This window comes from Arenimonas sp., from assembly GCF_047602345.1.
In the GTDB taxonomy this organism is placed as follows: domain Bacteria; phylum Pseudomonadota; class Gammaproteobacteria; order Xanthomonadales; family Xanthomonadaceae; genus Arenimonas.
Map to the genome: position 1 here is coordinate 140,414 of NZ_JASGHN010000006.1, position 15,718 is coordinate 156,131.

The window sequence follows — 15,718 nt, forward strand, 5'->3', positions numbered from 1 at the left end:
CTCAGGAATCCGGACTATGAAATCGCTACATGGAGTGTCGCATCATCGAATTCAACGGCAGGTAACGCGGTGCCTCCTGGCCCTGCTCCTGCTGTGCCTGTCCTGTGGACCGGTGTTCGCCGCGCAGGTCCGCACCGTCCTGGTGCTCGGGGATTCCCTGTCGGCCGCCTACGGCCTCAGCGCCCCGCAAGGCTGGGTCGCCCTGACCGCGCAACGCATGAAGACCAGCCACCCAGGCTGGCGCGTGGTCAACGCCAGCATCAGCGGCGAAACGACCGCCGGCGGCGCGGCTCGCATCGATCGCGAGCTGACGCGCGTCAAGCCTTCGGTCGTCGTGATCGAACTCGGCGCCAACGATGGGCTTCGCGGGCTGTCTCTGGCCCAGTCCCGGGCGAATCTCGATCGCATGCTGCGCGCCGCGAGCATGGCCAAGGCACGGGTGCTGCTGATCGGCATGCGCCTTCCGCCGAACTACGGGCCGGAGTACACGCAGGGATTCGAGCGCATGTTCGTCGAACTGGCCAAGAAGCATCAGGCCAGTCTGCTGCCCTTCCTGCTCGAGCCCATCGCGGCCGATCGCAACGCGTTCCAGGCCGACAACCTGCATCCGGTCGCCGCGGCCCAACCGAAATTGCGCGATCATGTCTGGAAACCCCTGGCGCCGCTGCTGCGCTGAACGGAGGCTCGAGATGAAGCACGGCCTGAACGCTTTCGCCATCTTCTTGCTGGTCGGTTGCAGTGCCGGCGATCCACAAGCCGCCGATGCTGGCCTCCATCCCGGCAAAAGGGATTCCGGCATCGAACGCTACGCCAGCGAACATGGAAAAGTCAGCGTCGAAACCATCGCGCACGGCCTCGAACATCCCTGGGGCTTGGCTTTCCTGCCGGACGGACGGATGCTGGTCACCGAGCGCCCGGGGCGATTGCGCATCGTCGGCGCCGATGGCGAGGTATCCGCGCCGCTGACCGGACTTCCGGACATCGCCGATGCCGGCCAGGGCGGTTTGCTGGATGTCGCTCTCGACCCGGCCTTCGCGACGAACCGACTCGTGTATCTGAGTTTCAGCGAGCCGGGCGAAGGAGGTGCGGGAACTTCGGTTTTTCGCGGGCGGCTCGGCGAACGCGGACTCGAATCCGGTGAGATCGTCTTCCGCCAGGAACCCAAGCTCGAGGGCGCCAAACACTTCGGTTCGCGCCTGGTATTCGATCGCGCCGGCCATCTGTACATCACCGTAGGCGACCGGATGAACTGGCCGAACGTGCAGCGCCTCGATCGCGGCCAGGGAAAGATCTTCCGCATCTGGCCGGACGGTCGCATACCCGACGACAACCCGTTCGTTGGCCAGAACGACGTCAACCCTGCGATCTGGTCGTTCGGGCATCGCAATTCGCAGGGCGCCGCGCTCAATCCGTTCAGCGGCGAACTCTGGCAGACCGAGCATGGTGCCCGCGGCGGCGATGAACTGAACATCCCGCGCGCCGGACGCAACTACGGCTGGCCGATCATCACGCTTGGCGTGAACTACAACGGCGATCCGATAGGCTCGGGAAAATCGGAGATGCCGGGCATGGAACAGCCGATCCATTATTGGACGCCGTCGATTGCGCCGAGCGGATTGGCTTTCTACACCTCCGATCGTTTCCCGGCGTGGAAAGGAAACCTGTTCGTCGGTGCCCTCGCCCACCACAAGCTGGTCAGGCTGTCGATCGATGGCGATCGCGTCGTCGGCCAGGAAATCCTGCTCGAGGATATGGGGCGCCGTATCCGCGACGTGCGCCAGGGGCCGGACGGCTATCTGTACCTGCTGACGGATGAAGACGACGGCAGGGTACTCAAGGTAGGTCTGGCGCCCTGATCAGGCGCCGGCCCAGCGCCGGATCGAGTCGAACTCGTGCATGTGGATGCCCGGCTCCGTTTCATCGCAGAGCCGTACGATCGCACGTGCGACGACCTCCGCTTCGATCGCGCGATAACGGCGAAGTTTCCTGCCGATCATCAGCGGATTGACCCACGGTGCCAGCCTGCGGGCCGCCGCTTCGCCGCTGCGACGCTCCTGCCGATCGCCCATCAACAGACCGGGTCGCAGGATGTCCAGGCGTTCGAATCCACCGCGTTCGAACTCGTCCTCGACCTCGCCCTTGACGCGCAGGTAGAAGTTTCCCGACTGCCGGCTGGCGCCGACCGAAGAAACGAGGATGGCTCTGCGCGCACCGAGATCCCTCGCAATGCCCGCCAGGCGAAGCACGAGTTCGCGATCGACGGCGATGAACGCTTCGCGCGACCCGGCCGTCTTCAGCGTGGTGCCTAGGCAACTGATGAAGGTGTCGAGCGGCTCGCCTTCGAGCAGCGTCGCGAGTTCTTCGCGCAAGCGCGTCGATCCGTCGCTTTCGTCGAGCGAACCTATACGAATGCGCAGTCGCGGGTCGCTGCGCGGCAAGGCCCGACGCGCCGGCACCAGCAACCGCCCCTGCCAGGCCGCATCGCCCAGCAGGCGATCGACGACCTCTCCACCGATCAGACCGGTCGCGCCGGCCAATAGCAAGCGCAGCGTCTTCGGCATCGAATCAGGTCCAGTCGCTCAGGCCCTCGCGGGCATAGACTTCCTTGAATGCCGGTCGCGATTTCATCGTCGCCGCATGCTTCGCCAGGGTCGGCCACGCGTGCGCCGGTTTCGGCATGTTGCGCGACCAGCGCATCAGCATCGTCAGCATGAAATCGGCGGCGCTGAGTTTCTCGCCCAGCAGGAAGGGGCCATTGGCGCTCAGATGCGCTTCGACCTGCTCCCAGCCTTTCTCGATGCGCTCCCTCGCCCTCGCCTTGACCGCATCCACATGCTCCGCACCCATGACCTCGTCGGCATAGAACCAAGCGCGATACGCCGGCTGCAGGGTATTGGCCATGAAGACGAACCACTGGTAATAGGCCGCGCGCTCGGGCGAACCGAGCGCCGGCGCCAGACCGGCGGCCGGATATGCGTCGGCAAGATGCATCGTGATGGCGGCCGATTCCAGCAGCGGCTTGCCGTCGATCACCAAGGCCGGCACGACACCGGCCGGATTGATCGCGAGGTACTCAGGCGCCTTGTGTTCGCGCTTGTCGAAATCCAGCCGCCGCAACGCGTGCGGGATATCCAGTTCGATCAGCAGCCAGTGCACGACGAGGCTGGCGGTGCTGGGCGAGTAATACAGTTCGATCATGGAGGGCTCCCGAAAGCGGGCAGCATAACGGCCCCGCCACGAAAAAGCCCCGGGCCTTTCGGCACGGGGCTTTCCGTCGGCCGACAGGGCCGCGAGGCTTACATCGGCTGGACTTCGTCCGCCTGCATGCCCTTCTGGCCCTGGACCAGCTTGAAGCTGACCTTCTGGCCTTCCTTCAGCGTCTTGAACCCGGTGCCCTGGATGGAGCGGAAGTGCACGAACACATCCTCACCATTGTCGCGGCTGATGAAGCCGAAGCCCTTGGCATCGTTGAACCACTTGACGGTACCCATCTGACGATCCGACATGACGTTTTTCCTTGAAACGGCCCATTGGAAAGCCCGCCGAAACGCGTGGCGGACGACTGGGTTGCAAGGAAGAAACGGGTGCAAGATGTAGCGGATCGATGGATCTACCGCATCAGGCCACGATTCATTGTGACCTACGCAAACACAGTCGAGCCGAAACATACCGGCTTTTTCGCCACGATGCGATAGCCCCGCCGACGCTTCGTCGTCATTCGACGGTGACGGGAATCCTGCCGATGCGCGCCTGCCATTCCTTCGGGCCGGTCTGGTGCACCGATGTCCCGGCGCTGTCCACCGCCACGGTCACGGGCATGTCCTTCACGGTGAATTCGTAGATCGCCTCCATGCCCAGGTCGGCGAAGCCGACCACGCGCGAGCCCTTGATCGCCTTCGACACCAGATAGGCGGCACCGCCGACCGCCATCAGATAGACGGAGCGATGCTTGCGGATCGCCTCGATCGCCACCGGTCCACGTTCGGCCTTGCCCACCATGCCGAGCAGGCCGGTCTGGGCCAGGACCTGCTCGGTGAACTTGTCCATGCGCGTGGCGGTCGTCGGCCCGGCCGGCCCCACCACTTCGTCGCGCACCGGATCAACGGGCCCGACGTAGTAGATGAAGCGGCCGCGGAAATCCACCGGCAACGGTTCGCCCTTGTTGAGCATGTCGACGATGCGCTTGTGCGCGGCGTCGCGCCCGGTCAGCAACTTGCCGTTGAGCAGCAGCACCTCGCCCGGTTTCCAGCTTGCGACGTCTTCCGGCGTGATCGCATCGAGGTCCACGCGGCGCCCCTTCGAGGCGTCGTAGGTCAAGGTCGGCCAATCCTCCAGCGACGGCGGGTCGAGCATCACCGGGCCGCCGCCGTCGAGCGTGAAATGCACATGCCGGGTCGCGGCGCAATTGGGGATCATCGCCACCGGCAGGTTGGCCGCATGCGTTGGATAGTCCTTGACCTTGATGTCGAGCACCGTCGTCAGGCCGCCGAGACCCTGGGCGCCGATGCCGAGCGCATTGACCTTGTCGTACAACTCCAGCCGCAACTCCTCGGCACGATTGGAAGCGCCGCGCGCCTGCAGCTCGGTGATGTCGATGGGTTCCATCAGCGCTTCCTTGGCCAGCAGCATGGCCTTTTCGGCGGTGCCGCCGATGCCGATGCCGAGCATGCCCGGCGGACACCAGCCTGCGCCCATGGTCGGCACCGTCTTGAGCACCCAGTCGACGATGGAGTCGGAAGGATTGAGCATGGCGAACTTGCTCTTGGCTTCCGAGCCGCCGCCTTTCGCGGCGACGATCACATCGACCTCGCCGCCCGGCACGATCTTCATGTTGACGACCGCCGGGGTGTTGTCCTTCGTATTGGCCCGCTTGCCGGCGGGATCGGCCAGGACCGAAGCCCGCAACTTGTTGTCCGGATGGTTGTAGGCGCGACGCACGCCCTCGTTGACCATGTCTTCGAGGCTCATCGTGGCATCGTCCCAGCGCACGTCCATGCCGACGTCGAGGAATACGGTGACGATGCCGGTGTCCTGGCAGATCGGCCGATGGCCTTCGGCGCACATGCGCGAATTGATCAGGATCTGCGCGATGGCATCGCGGGCCGCCGGAGACTCCTCGCGCTCGTAGGCGGCGGCGAGGTTCTTGATGTAGTCGACCGGGTGGTAGTAGCTGATGTACTGCAGCGCGTCGGCGACGGACTGGATCAGGTCTTCCTGCTTGATGCTGGCCATGGCGGGAGTCGCGGGTGAAAAGGCGATTTTAGCGCATGCCGACCGCCAGGCTCGCAGCGCCTATTCCAGCTCGCTCCAGCGCGCATAGGCGGCCTCCAGCTCGGCCTGCATCGCCGCCAGCGACTGGTTGACGGCAGCGACCTCCGCCTGCGGCTGCCTATAGAAGGCCGGCTCGTTCATGCGGGCCGCCAACGCCGATATGTCCGCCTCCAGCGTTTCGATCCGACCCGGCAATTGTTCCAGCTCGCGCTGCTCCTTGAAGCCGAGCTTGCGCTTCGCCGCTGGCGTCGCCGCGGCAGGCGGGGATGCCTTCCGCGGTTCGGCGACCACGGCCGGTTTGGGCGCTGGCGCAATACGCCCGGCCGGCCGCTGCCGCAACCAGTCGCTATAGCCCCCGACGTACTCGCGCACGCGACCTTCGCCTTCCATCACCAGCGAACTGGTGACGACATTGTCGAGGAAGGCACGATCGTGCGAGACCAGGATCAGCGTCCCGGCGTAGTCGGCCAGCAGCTCCTCGAGCAGCTCCAGCGTCTCGACATCGAGATCGTTGGTCGGTTCGTCCATCACCAGGACATTGGACGGACGGGCGAAAAGCTTGGCCAATAGCAGACGATTGCGTTCGCCGCCCGACAGTCGCGAGATCGGCGCCCGGGCGCGATCGGGCGAAAAGAGAAAGTCCTGCAGGTAGGCCAGCGCGTGTTTGCGGCCACCGTTGATTTCGATGAACTCGCGACCCTCGGCGACGTTGTCCAGGGCATTCCAGTCTTCGCGCAAGGCGCCGCGCAGCTGGTCGAAGAAGGCGATCTCCAGGTTGCTTCCGCGCAGGATCTCTCCGCGCTGCGGCTGCAACTCGCCCAGCAGCAGCTTGAGCACCGTGGTCTTGCCCGAACCATTGGCGCCGATGAGGCCGACTTTGTCGCCACGCTGGATCAAGGTGTCGAGGTCGCGCACCAGCACGCGATCCCCGTAGGCGAAACCGACGTTCCGGGCCTCGAAGACCCGTTTGCCGGAACGTTCCGCAGCGGCGGCGGCCAGCTTGACCTGTCCGGCCTGTTCGCGCCGTTCGGCCCGTTCGCGGCGCATGGCCTTGAGGGCCGTCACCCGACCCTCGTTGCGGGTGCGGCGCGCCTTGATGCCCTGCCGGATCCAGACCTCTTCCTGCGCCAACTTGCGATCGAACAATGCGTTGGCCTGGGCTTCGGCGTGCAGGCGTTCCTCGCGGCGCCGCAAGTAGTTTTCGTAGTCGCCAGGCCAACTGGTCACGCGACCGCGATCGATCTCGACGATGCGGGTCGCGAGGCGCTGCAGGAATTCGCGATCATGGGTGACGAAGACGATGCCGCCGGCGAAATCCTGCAGGAAGGACTCGAGCCAGGCGATCGATTCGATATCGAGGTGATTGGTCGGCTCGTCGAGCAGCAGCAGGCCCGGCATCGTCACCAGAGCCTGGGCCAGGAGCACCCTGCGCTTCATGCCGCCCGAGAGCTCGGCGAACGCCGCGTCCGCCGGTAGTTCCAGCCGGGCGATCACCTGCTCGACGCGTTGCTCGATCCGCCAACCCTGCTCGGCTTCGATCTGCGCCTGCAGGCGTCCAAGCGCATCCATGTCGATGGCGTCGCCGTCGTGCAGCATGTGGTGGTAGCGCGCGAGCTTTTCGCCCAATGCACCCAAGCCATGCGAAACGACATCGAAAACGCTGCCTTCGAGAGCCTGCGGCACTTCCTGCGCCAGTCCGGCGATGCGCGTCTCGTAGCGACGTATCTCGCCATCGTCGGGCTTGTTCTCGCCCGCCATCAGGCGCAACAGGCTCGACTTGCCGGCGCCATTGCGGCCGACGATGCAGACCCGCTCGCCGGCCTCGACGCTCAGATCGACCTGTTCAAGCAGGCGCGGGCCGCCGACGCCGTAGTCGACGCGCTGGAATGTCAGTAGGGGCATGCCGGCATTTTAGCGCCCGGCGACCCTCAATGGCTGAAGCGCAACCAGCGAACGGCGTAGCTTTCGTCGGAAAAAACCATCAGGTCGAGGCCGAATTCGACCCCGAGCAGGCTGCCTCGCTCATTGGTCTGCAGTGAAGCGCGCATCGGCACGAAAGCCACGGTCACGTTCTGGAAGCCCATCCCGACCATGTCGGCGAACAATGCCTGGAACTCGGCGTCGGTGACTTCACAGGGCTCGAGGTCTTCGATCACCAGCATCTTGCGCACGCCGCGGCGGCGGCACTCGTCGCCGAGCAGGGTCCAGTAGGCCAGCGACAGCGCAGGCGAGTCCTGCCCCTCCGAGACCTGGGCCCGCAGGTAACCGGGTTGATCCTCGATTTCCAGACGGAAGCCGGGCTCCCGATAGACGACCTTTTCCATGTCGATCCCTTCGCGCCACCGGCAGGCAGCATCGGTTTTTTGCCTCCGCCGGTCAATCGCAGACCCCGCAGTCGTGACGCAAGTCCGGGTTTCGCATCCGCGCATGCACTCTTTTCACGGAGGTTCTAGACTTCCCGCATGGAACGTCGCAGCGAGCGCCTTTTGCAACGTGGCATCGCCCACTATCGCGTGGGCGAGCTCGGGGCAGCGCAGGCCTGTTTCGATGCGGTGCTCGCCCGCGAGCCGGGCAACGGCCCAGCGAGGTTCCGGCTCTCGATCCTCGCCGAGAAGCGCGGCCGCCATGCCGAGGCCCTGGCGCTCATCCAGCAGGTCGCTCGCGACGAACAGCCCCGCCAGGAGGTGTTCTGCCAATTGGCGCGAACGCAATTGGCGAACGGCCTGGTGCACGAAGCCCGCGAGAGCGTCGACCGGGCACTGGCGTTTCCGCTCGACAAACCCGCCCTGCTCGACTCGCTCGGCATCGTGCTCAGCCAGCTCGGCGAACCGGTGCGCGCCCTGAAACTGTTCGAACAGGCGATCGCGATCAGCCCGGGACGCTCCTTCCTGCACTACAACTGTGCGCTGGCGTTGCGCGCGCTCGACCGCAACGCCGATGCGGAGAAGCATCTGGAAACCTGCCTGCAACTGCAGCCCCGGCATGCCAAGGCGCACCTGGCCCTGGCCGAGCTGCGCGTGCAGAACGCCGCCTACGATCACGTGGAGCGCCTGCGGCAACGCTGGCTTTCGCGTGCCGTCGAAGAAGGCGGCGAGGAGTTCGTTGCGTTGGCCCTGTATCGCGAACTCGACGACCTGGGGCGCCACGGCGAAGCCTGGGACATGCTGCAGCAGGCGATGAACCTGCGCGCAGCGCGAACGAACGCCGGCGTATCCCCCGGACTTTGGGATCTGATCCAGAACGAGCCGACCGACAGCAACCAGGACGAAAACGGTCAGGCGCGGCTGCCGGCACCCGTCTTCATCGTCGGACTGCCGCGATCCGGCGTCGAGCTGCTGGCCAGGCGACTGGCTCAACACAACGAGGTCGTGCGCGCCGTCGCGCAATCCTCCTTCGCTCGCGAAATGGCGCGTGCCGCGGGTGGCGATCCCCGCCCCGTGCTGGACCGGACGCTGCTCGAGTCTTCTCCGGCGGCGTCGGACGCCGCGATCGCCGAGCGCATGCGCTCCGTTGCCGCCAAGACCGGCGGTGCCGTCTGGCTACACGCCCAACCGCTCGACTTCCTGTTGATCGGGCGCATCGCCCGCGCGATGCCGGAAGCCCGTTTCCTGCACATGCAGCGCGACGCGCGCGACGTGCTACTGGCTCAGCTCGCCCAGCCCAGCCCCTGGCCCAGCGGCAGCGAAGCCGCACCTCCGTTGCAGGACGCCGAGGCCCTGGCGGACTATTGCCTGCGTTATCGCCAGCTGATGCAGCATTGGCACGAACGGTTGCCCGGCCGAATACTCGACGTGCAATACGAAAGCCTGGTCGAAAAACCCGAGATGCTGCTACGCGTCGCCTGCGCCTTCATCGGCTTGGGCTACCAGCCCGGCCTGCGTTTCGGACCTCGACTGCAGGCATCCCGCATCGGGCGCGCCGCCGCCTACGCCGGCCGCCTTGCCGAGGCGTTCGAACGCCTCGACCGCTAGCGTCGCAACGCGACAGCGGCTTCAGTGATGGTGGCCGCCCTCGCCATGCACGTGGCCGTGCATCACTTCCTCGAGGCTGGCTTCACGCACGTCGGTCACTTCGATGGCGAAATGCAGCGTGCGACCGGCCAGCGGATGGTTGCCATCCACGGTGATCTCGTCGCCTTCGATCTTCGCGATCGCGACCGACATCGGGCCCTGCGGCGTGTGCGCCTGGAATTCCATGCCGACGGCGAGTTCCTCGACGCCCTGGAACGCAGCGCGCGGCACCACCTGCACCAGCATCTGGTTCGGCTCGCCGTAACCTTCTTCCGGCGCCACGACGACGTTGAACGCGTCGCCGGCAGAGCGTCCGATCATCGCTTTCTCCAGGCCCGGCACGATGTTGCCGGCACCATGCAGGTAGGTCAGCGGCGCATGGCCCGACGAGCTGTCGATCACCTGGCCGGAATCGTCGGTCAGGGTGTAGTGGAAGGAGGCGACGGTGCGTTCTGCGATCTGCATGCTGGACTCTGGCGGTGAAAACGAAACGCGGATTATAGCGCGGGGGCTGGCCCGGGCCCGTGAACGGCGGCACGGGTCCGGCGTCCCTGCGTCGTGGTCTCTCAGGCGCTGCCGTCGGTTTCGCCGCCGTAGACCAGCCAATGTTCGGCATCGTGCTGGCCGCCGAAGACCCGCGCTTCGTAGCCCAGTTCCTGGGCCAGGATCTGGCCATGTTCCATCTGCGGAAGATGCACGGCCACGGGCTCGACGAAGGCGATGCGCACCCGCGTCAGGATCGATTCGGCGAAGTATCCGACCAGCTGTTCCATCTCCAGGGCCTGCATGGCCGGGCCTTCGAGATGATCGATCACGAGCAGACGCTTCTCGCGACGGCGTTCGCATTCTTCGGCAAGAACCGTCCAGTAGGCGATCGAGCTCGCGAGCGAGTTCTCGGGCCCGTAGACGGACGCCAGCAGATACTGTCGGCGTTGTTCCAGCCGCAGCTCGACGGTCTTGCCATCGAAAGGGATATGTCTGATATCGGGCATTTCGGGGGAATGCGACGGGGTAAGCGGCAGGATACCGCCGATACAACGCCAAAGGGAGCGTTCGTCGGCCATTCCTGCCGAGGTTGAGGCAATGAAGGCGCGGCAATGAGACAATGATGCGGCCTCCAAGATGTATCCGCCATGTCCGCCGCGTTCATCACCGAAACCATCCTTGACGTCCGGCACTGGACAGATAGCTACTTCAGCTTTACCACCACGCGCGACGACGGCTTCCGCTTCGACAACGGCCAGTTCGTCATGATCGGGCTCGAGTCCGAGCAAGCCGATGGTGCTCGCAAGCCGCTCATGCGTGCCTATTCCATCGCCAGCGCCAACTGGGAAGAAGAGCTCGAGTTCTTCAGCATCAAGGTCCCGAACGGACCGCTGACCTCCCGTCTGCAGCACGTCCGCCCGGGCGACAGTCTGCTGATCAGCCGCAAACCCACCGGCACGCTGCTGATCAGCGACCTGCTGCCCGGCCGCACCCTGTACCTGCTCGCCACCGGCACGGGACTGGCGCCCTTCTTGGCCATCATCAAGGACCCGGAAACCTACGAACGCTTCGAGCATGTGGTGCTCACCCATGGCGTGCGCAGCGTCGCCGATCTCGCCTACGCCGACTACATCCGCAACGCGTTGCCGAAGCACGAGTTCCTCGGCGAGCAGATCGCCGCCAGGCTTCGTTACTACCCTGCGGTCACACGCGAAACATTCGCCCATTCGGGGCGCCTGACCGACCTGATGGAGAATGGACGGATGATGCAGGACCTCGGTCTTCCGCCGCTCGATCCCGAACACGATCGCGCGATGATCTGCGGCAGCCCGCAGATGCTGGCCGATTTCCGCCGCATCCTCGATGGCCGCGGCTTCCACGCGTCGCCACGCATCGGAACGCCCGGCGACTACGTGTTCGAGCGCGCCTTCGTCGAGAAGTGACGCACATGGGCCCTGCACATCGGTCGAGGCAGCATGCGGACGAGACCCCGCTGGAGCCGACCATGCATGCATCGCCCTCGCTGAAGACCCTCGCCCGTGCGCTGATCTTCGTGTTGTTGCCGCTGTGCCTTTGCGCTTGCCTGTCGATCGGCGATCCCAAGGGCCCGATCGCCAACGAGCTGATTCGTTCTCCTGCCGCGGACTCGCGGCACAGCCTCGTGATCGTTCTGCCCGGTCGCGGCGACAATCTCGATGCATTGCGTCGCAGCGGCATCGCCGGAGCGATCCAGTCGGCCTGGCCGGAAGCCGACGTACTGCTGGCCGAAGTGGGCCTCGCCCATTACATGCAAGGACGAATGGCCCAGCGCCTGCACGAAGAACTCATCATTCCCGCGCGCCGGCGCGGCTACGAGCAGGTCTGGTTGTTGGGCGCCTCGATGGGCGGCATGGGCACCTTGCTCTATGACCGGCAGTTTCCCGGCGAAATGGACGGGCTCGTGCTGCTTGCACCCTACCTTGGCCAAGCGAAACTGCTGGAGGAAGTCCGCGAGGCTGGCGGTCTGGCGCAGTGGCAGGCCGGGCCGAAGCCGGATGCCATCACCGCCGACAACTACCAGCGCGAACTCTGGCGCCACTTGCAGGACAGGTCGAGGCCGGCATCCCGACCTCCCACACAGATCTGGTTGGCCTACGGCGACAAGGATCGCCTGGGCCAGGCCAGACCGCTGATCGAGCCGCTCCTTCCGGACGGGCGCATCCTCGTTCGCCCCGGCGGTCATGCCTGGGCGGTGTGGACGCCCGCGACGAAGGAAATTTTTGCCAGAATCCGCAACAGCGCTCCCGCCGAATGAAGCCAGCCCCGACGATGAGCTTGACCGATCTCCGCTTCCGCCTCGCCGAACTCCAGGATGCGCCTGCGCTCGGCGAATTCATGAGCCGGAACTTCCTTGCTACCTATGGTCACTGCTCGACGCCGGAAAACGTCGCACGCGCGGTCGATGAGTACTACGGCGAACAGGCGCAACGCCGACAGATCCAGGACCCGGGTTGCTGGAACCTGATCGCGCAAATCGGCGAGCAATGGGCCGGACACGCGCAACTGAAGTTCGGCACCGAACCTCCGCCACAAGTGCGCGCCCGCCCCTCGGTGGAACTGGCGCGGTTCTACGTGGACACGCGTTTGCATGGCCAGGGCATCGCGCAAGCCATGATGGCGCAGACGCTGCAGGCGGCGCGGACGGGCGGCGGCGGTTCGATCTGGCTCAGTGTCTGGCAGGAAGCGGCGCAGGCGATCCGCTTCTACCAGAAGGAAGGCTATGAAGTCGTCGGCCCCACGATTTTCATGGTCGGAGACGATGCCAAGGACGATTGGGTGATGAGCCGCACGCTCTGATGTATTGCGCTGCACGACCGCGGGCCGCATGCTCGCCTGGCACCCTTCGCCCCTGAAAGACCCGATCATGCGCGCACGCCGGCACTCCCTTCTGCTCATGCTGGCGCTATGCCTGGCCTCGGCCGCATCTTGGGCGAAGCTCGATCGCGGCATCGAGCCGCCGGACTACCTGGGCAAGACGCCGGATCGCGACGAAGTGCGCATCAGCCAGTTCAAGGGGCGCATCGTGCTGGTCACGTTCTGGGCTTCGTGGTGCGGCCCCTGCCGGCGCGAACTCCCGGTGCTCGACGCCCTGAAAAAGACCGCCGGCGACCGGCTCGAGATCGTCGCAGTCAACGTCAAGGACACGACGGAGGACTATCGCCTCATCCGTCGGCAATTGAAGAAGACCGGCCTGATCTTCACCCACGACATTGACGGTGCGATCAGCGACGGCTACGACGTCAAGTCCTATCCGAATCTCTATGTCATCGACCAGGCCGGACGGATATCCGCCGCGCACATCGGCTTCGGCGACGAATCGCTCGACAAGATACTGCGCGACGTCAACAAGCTGTTGCTGGCGCCAGCGCCAGCCGCCGCGGTGACGCAAGCGACGAACTGACGACGCCGGTCAGAGCAGCGCGGCGATGTCCTTTTCGATCTTTTCCGGCGTGTCGGTCGGCGCATAGCGCTTGAGCACCTTGCCGTCGCGGCCGATCAGGAACTTGGTGAAGTTCCACTTGATCGCCTCCAGGCCGAGCAGGCCGGATTTTTCCTTCTTCAGCCATTTCCACAGCGGATGCGCGTTGCCACCGTTGACCTCGATCTTCTCGAACATTGGGAAGCCCACGTCGTAGGTCAGCGAGCAGAAATTCTTGATCTCCTCGGCATCGCCCGGCTCCTGATGCCCGAACTGGTCGCAGGGAAAACCGAGCACGACCAGGCCTTTCTCCTGGTACTTGTCCCACAGCTTCTGCAGGCCGGTGTACTGCGGCGTGAATCCGCATTTCGAGGCCGTATTGACGATCAGCATGGCCTTGCCGCGATAGGCGGACAGGGGCTGCTCCTCGCCGTCGATGTTCTTGGCGGAAAAATCGTAGGCGTCGGTCATGGGCGGCTCCAAGGCATGATCCGGACATCCTAGCATTCGGACGCCAGGCGGCGGACCGACCACTCAGGGCGCGGTGAGGTCCGACGGCAAAAGCAGCCAAAGCTCGTGCTCGCCCAGCCCTTCAAGAGCCTCGCGATGGGCCTGGCCTGTCCCCAAGGGCAAGCCGGCACAGCGGGCCGCTTCGCCCGACAACAGCACGTACTCGCGCAAGGGCACGCCGTTCTTCATCAAGCGATGCACGAAGATCACCGGCTCGCCGGCCAGCTCTTCGAATTGCCGCACCTGCTTGATGGCGATTTCGCCGCGATGCACGAAGGCCTTCAGGCAAAGACGGGAGATGTTGGCGCAGGCCTCGCACCCACAATTGGCGCGCTCCTCGCCGATCCGGCGCAGACGCGCGTCGAATGCATCGAACAACGCGCGGACTTGCAACAACGCGTCCCGCACCGCAGCGTTTTCGTCCCCTGCTTCGTGTTCGGCGTACAGCAGGGCCGCATCGCCCTCAAGCTTGTTGGCGATCAACGGGTGCTCGGTGCGATCGAGCATGGATTCGAGCAAGTCGGTGATGATCTGCTCCGCGTGCAGCAGGCTGATCTCGCGATTGGTGATGAAGTCGGTGTAGCCGCTGATGTCGGCAACTACGAGTACGGCTTGGGTCAGACGCATAGGTTCGGTTCCTGCGGCCGTACGGCCACGCTACGAAGCCGGCGGACCGGCGTCCAGAGCCGCCTGCATGCGCGCATCGTCGCGCAGGCCTTCCCACTTCGCCACGAACATCGTCGCCACGCCGTTGCCGATGATGTTGGTGATCGCGCGCGCCTCGGACATGAAACGGTCGACGCCCAGAATCAGCGCCACGCCTTCCACCGGCACTTTGCCGTTAAGTGCGGCCAGCGTCGCTGCCAGAGTGATGAAACCCGAGCCGGTCACGCCGGCGGCGCCCTTGGACGTCACCAGCAGCACGCCGAGCAGCAGCAGCTCATCGCCGAGCGTGAGCGGCACACCATAGGCCTGGGCGATGAAGATCGCCGCCATCGTCAGGTAGATGCAGGTGCCGTCGAGATTGAACGAATAGCCGGTCGGAATGACCAGGCCGACGACGCTGCGATCGCAGCCGAGTTCCTCCAAGCGCTCGACGATGCGCGGCAGCGCCGGCTCCGACGAGGAAGCGCCCAGCACCAGCAACAGTTCGGCGCGGATATAGCGCAGGAATTTCCACAGCGAGAAGCCGGACAGTCGAGCCACGGCGGCCAGCACGATGAAGATGAAGCCGGCGCAGGTCAGATAGACCGATGCCATCAACCAGCCCAAGGAGACAAGCGTGGCAGTACCGTACTTTCCGATGGTGAAGGCCATGGCGCCGAACGCGCCGATCGGCGCGAAGCGCATGATGATGTGCACCACGCCGAAGAAAACGTTCGACAGGTATTCGAGCCCATCGAGTACCTTGCGCCCGCTTTCCTTCGCATGGGTCAACGCGATGCCGAACAGCAGCGCCACCAGCAGGACCTGCAGCAGGTTGCCCTCGGTGAAGGAGGACACGAAGGTTTTCGGAATGATGTCCTGCAGGAACTCGACCACACCGCCGTGCGCGGCCTTCTCCTGGTAGCCGGCGACCGTTTCCATCTGCGTCGCGGTCACTTCGTGCGCGACGCCGACGCCGGGCTTGACCACGTTCGCCACCACCAGGCCGATCACCAGGGCCAGCGTGGTCAGCACCTCGAAATAGATCAGCGCCTTCAGGCCGATGCGACCGACATGGCGCAGGTCGCCCATCTTGGCCATGCCGATCACGATGGTCAGGAAGATCACCGGACCGATGACCATCTTCACCAGGGCGATGAAGGCATCGCCCAGCGGCTTCATCTCGGCGCCGAGTTCGGGCCGGTAAATGCCAAGCAGGACGCCGGCCGCGATCGCGATCAGCACCTGCACGTAGAGTTGCTTGAACCATCGCATCGCGCGTCGCCCTCCCCGGCTATCGCGCTAGCGTAGCCGAGCCCCGCGTTCGCGCGAAAGGAAT

At 65.0% G+C, this 15,718-nt stretch carries 18 protein-coding genes; 7 read left to right on the forward strand and 11 right to left on the reverse strand.

Annotated elements, in window-relative coordinates; genetic code table 11:
* The first annotated feature begins 16 nt into the window (after positions 1–16).
* Together QM707_RS05105 and QM707_RS05110 are read left to right on the forward strand one after the other, a co-directional pair.
* Positions 17–676: an arylesterase gene (locus QM707_RS05105; protein ID WP_415000779.1), complete on the forward strand. Its 660-nt coding sequence runs from the start codon at positions 17–19 to the stop codon at positions 674–676.
* A 13-nt stretch (positions 677–689) separates the two neighbouring features.
* Positions 690–1,856 carry a PQQ-dependent sugar dehydrogenase gene (locus QM707_RS05110; RefSeq protein ID WP_415000780.1) on the forward strand — a complete coding sequence of 389 codons (1,167 nt, stop codon included), beginning with the start codon at positions 690–692 and terminating at the stop codon, positions 1,854–1,856.
* Here QM707_RS05110 and QM707_RS05115 read toward each other — a convergent pair whose 3' ends face one another.
* From QM707_RS05115 to QM707_RS05140, 6 genes are all read right to left on the reverse strand, one after another.
* Positions 1,857–2,561, reverse strand: coding sequence for an NAD-dependent epimerase/dehydratase family protein (locus QM707_RS05115; RefSeq protein WP_415000781.1), 705 nt, complete (start codon positions 2,559–2,561; stop codon positions 1,857–1,859).
* A 4-nt stretch (positions 2,562–2,565) separates the two neighbouring features.
* Positions 2,566–3,198 carry a glutathione S-transferase family protein gene (locus tag QM707_RS05120; RefSeq protein WP_415000782.1) on the reverse strand — a complete coding sequence of 211 codons (633 nt, stop codon included), beginning with the start codon at positions 3,196–3,198 and terminating at the stop codon, positions 2,566–2,568.
* Between the two features lie 98 nt (positions 3,199–3,296).
* Positions 3,297–3,506, reverse strand: coding sequence for a cold-shock protein (locus QM707_RS05125; RefSeq protein WP_415000783.1), 210 nt, complete (start codon positions 3,504–3,506; stop codon positions 3,297–3,299).
* Between the two features lie 208 nt (positions 3,507–3,714).
* A complete protein-coding gene (locus tag QM707_RS05130) occupies positions 3,715–5,232 on the reverse strand; it encodes a fumarate hydratase (protein WP_415000784.1) in 1,518 nt (505 codons plus the stop codon).
* Between the two features lie 60 nt (positions 5,233–5,292).
* A complete protein-coding gene (locus QM707_RS05135; RefSeq protein ID WP_415000785.1) occupies positions 5,293–7,173 on the reverse strand; it encodes an ATP-binding cassette domain-containing protein in 1,881 nt (626 codons plus the stop codon).
* 26 nt (positions 7,174–7,199) lie between these two features.
* Complete coding sequence (locus QM707_RS05140) at positions 7,200–7,595, reverse strand: hypothetical protein (protein WP_415000786.1); 396 nt, start codon at positions 7,593–7,595, stop codon at positions 7,200–7,202.
* A gap of 138 nt (positions 7,596–7,733) precedes the next feature.
* Here QM707_RS05140 and QM707_RS05145 point away from each other — a divergent pair, with 138 nt between their 5' ends.
* Positions 7,734–9,242 carry a sulfotransferase gene (locus tag QM707_RS05145; protein ID WP_415000787.1) on the forward strand — a complete coding sequence of 503 codons (1,509 nt, stop codon included), beginning with the start codon at positions 7,734–7,736 and terminating at the stop codon, positions 9,240–9,242.
* 21 nt (positions 9,243–9,263) lie between these two features.
* Here the strand turns inward: QM707_RS05145 and QM707_RS05150 are convergent, their stop codons facing one another.
* Both QM707_RS05150 and QM707_RS05155 read right to left on the reverse strand, forming a co-directional pair.
* Entirely contained in the window at positions 9,264–9,746 is a 483-nt protein-coding gene (locus tag QM707_RS05150) for an FKBP-type peptidyl-prolyl cis-trans isomerase (protein WP_415000788.1), read from the reverse strand.
* Positions 9,747–9,847: 101 nt separating this feature from the next.
* The gene (locus tag QM707_RS05155) at positions 9,848–10,273 is read right to left on the reverse strand and encodes a hypothetical protein (RefSeq protein WP_415000789.1); all 426 of its coding nucleotides are present in this window, start codon (positions 10,271–10,273) and stop codon (positions 9,848–9,850) included.
* Positions 10,274–10,414: 141 nt separating this feature from the next.
* On the opposite strand from QM707_RS05155, the gene QM707_RS05160 reads away from it, so the two are divergent.
* From QM707_RS05160 to QM707_RS05175, 4 genes are all read left to right on the forward strand, one after another.
* Positions 10,415–11,209, forward strand: coding sequence for a ferredoxin--NADP reductase (locus QM707_RS05160; protein WP_415000790.1), 795 nt, complete (start codon positions 10,415–10,417; stop codon positions 11,207–11,209).
* A 62-nt stretch (positions 11,210–11,271) separates the two neighbouring features.
* Positions 11,272–12,060, forward strand: a complete 789-nt coding sequence (locus QM707_RS05165; RefSeq protein ID WP_415000791.1) for an alpha/beta fold hydrolase — start codon at positions 11,272–11,274, stop codon at positions 12,058–12,060.
* A gap of 20 nt (positions 12,061–12,080) precedes the next feature.
* Positions 12,081–12,602, forward strand: a complete 522-nt coding sequence (locus QM707_RS05170) for a GNAT family N-acetyltransferase (protein WP_415000792.1) — start codon at positions 12,081–12,083, stop codon at positions 12,600–12,602.
* Positions 12,603–12,630: 28 nt separating this feature from the next.
* Positions 12,631–13,206 carry a TlpA family protein disulfide reductase gene (locus tag QM707_RS05175; RefSeq protein ID WP_415000793.1) on the forward strand — a complete coding sequence of 192 codons (576 nt, stop codon included), beginning with the start codon at positions 12,631–12,633 and terminating at the stop codon, positions 13,204–13,206.
* 9 nt (positions 13,207–13,215) lie between these two features.
* Here the strand turns inward: QM707_RS05175 and QM707_RS05180 are convergent, their stop codons facing one another.
* From QM707_RS05180 to dctA, 3 genes are all read right to left on the reverse strand, one after another.
* Positions 13,216–13,695 (reverse strand): glutathione peroxidase, encoded by a 480-nt coding sequence (locus QM707_RS05180; RefSeq protein ID WP_415000794.1) that lies wholly within the window; start codon positions 13,693–13,695, stop codon positions 13,216–13,218.
* Between the two features lie 63 nt (positions 13,696–13,758).
* Entirely contained in the window at positions 13,759–14,361 is a 603-nt protein-coding gene (locus QM707_RS05185; protein ID WP_415000795.1) for a DUF2652 domain-containing protein, read from the reverse strand.
* Between the two features lie 30 nt (positions 14,362–14,391).
* Positions 14,392–15,654, reverse strand: a complete 1,263-nt coding sequence (gene dctA, locus QM707_RS05190; protein WP_415000796.1) for a C4-dicarboxylate transporter DctA — start codon at positions 15,652–15,654, stop codon at positions 14,392–14,394.
* Between the last annotated feature and the right edge of the window lie 64 nt (positions 15,655–15,718).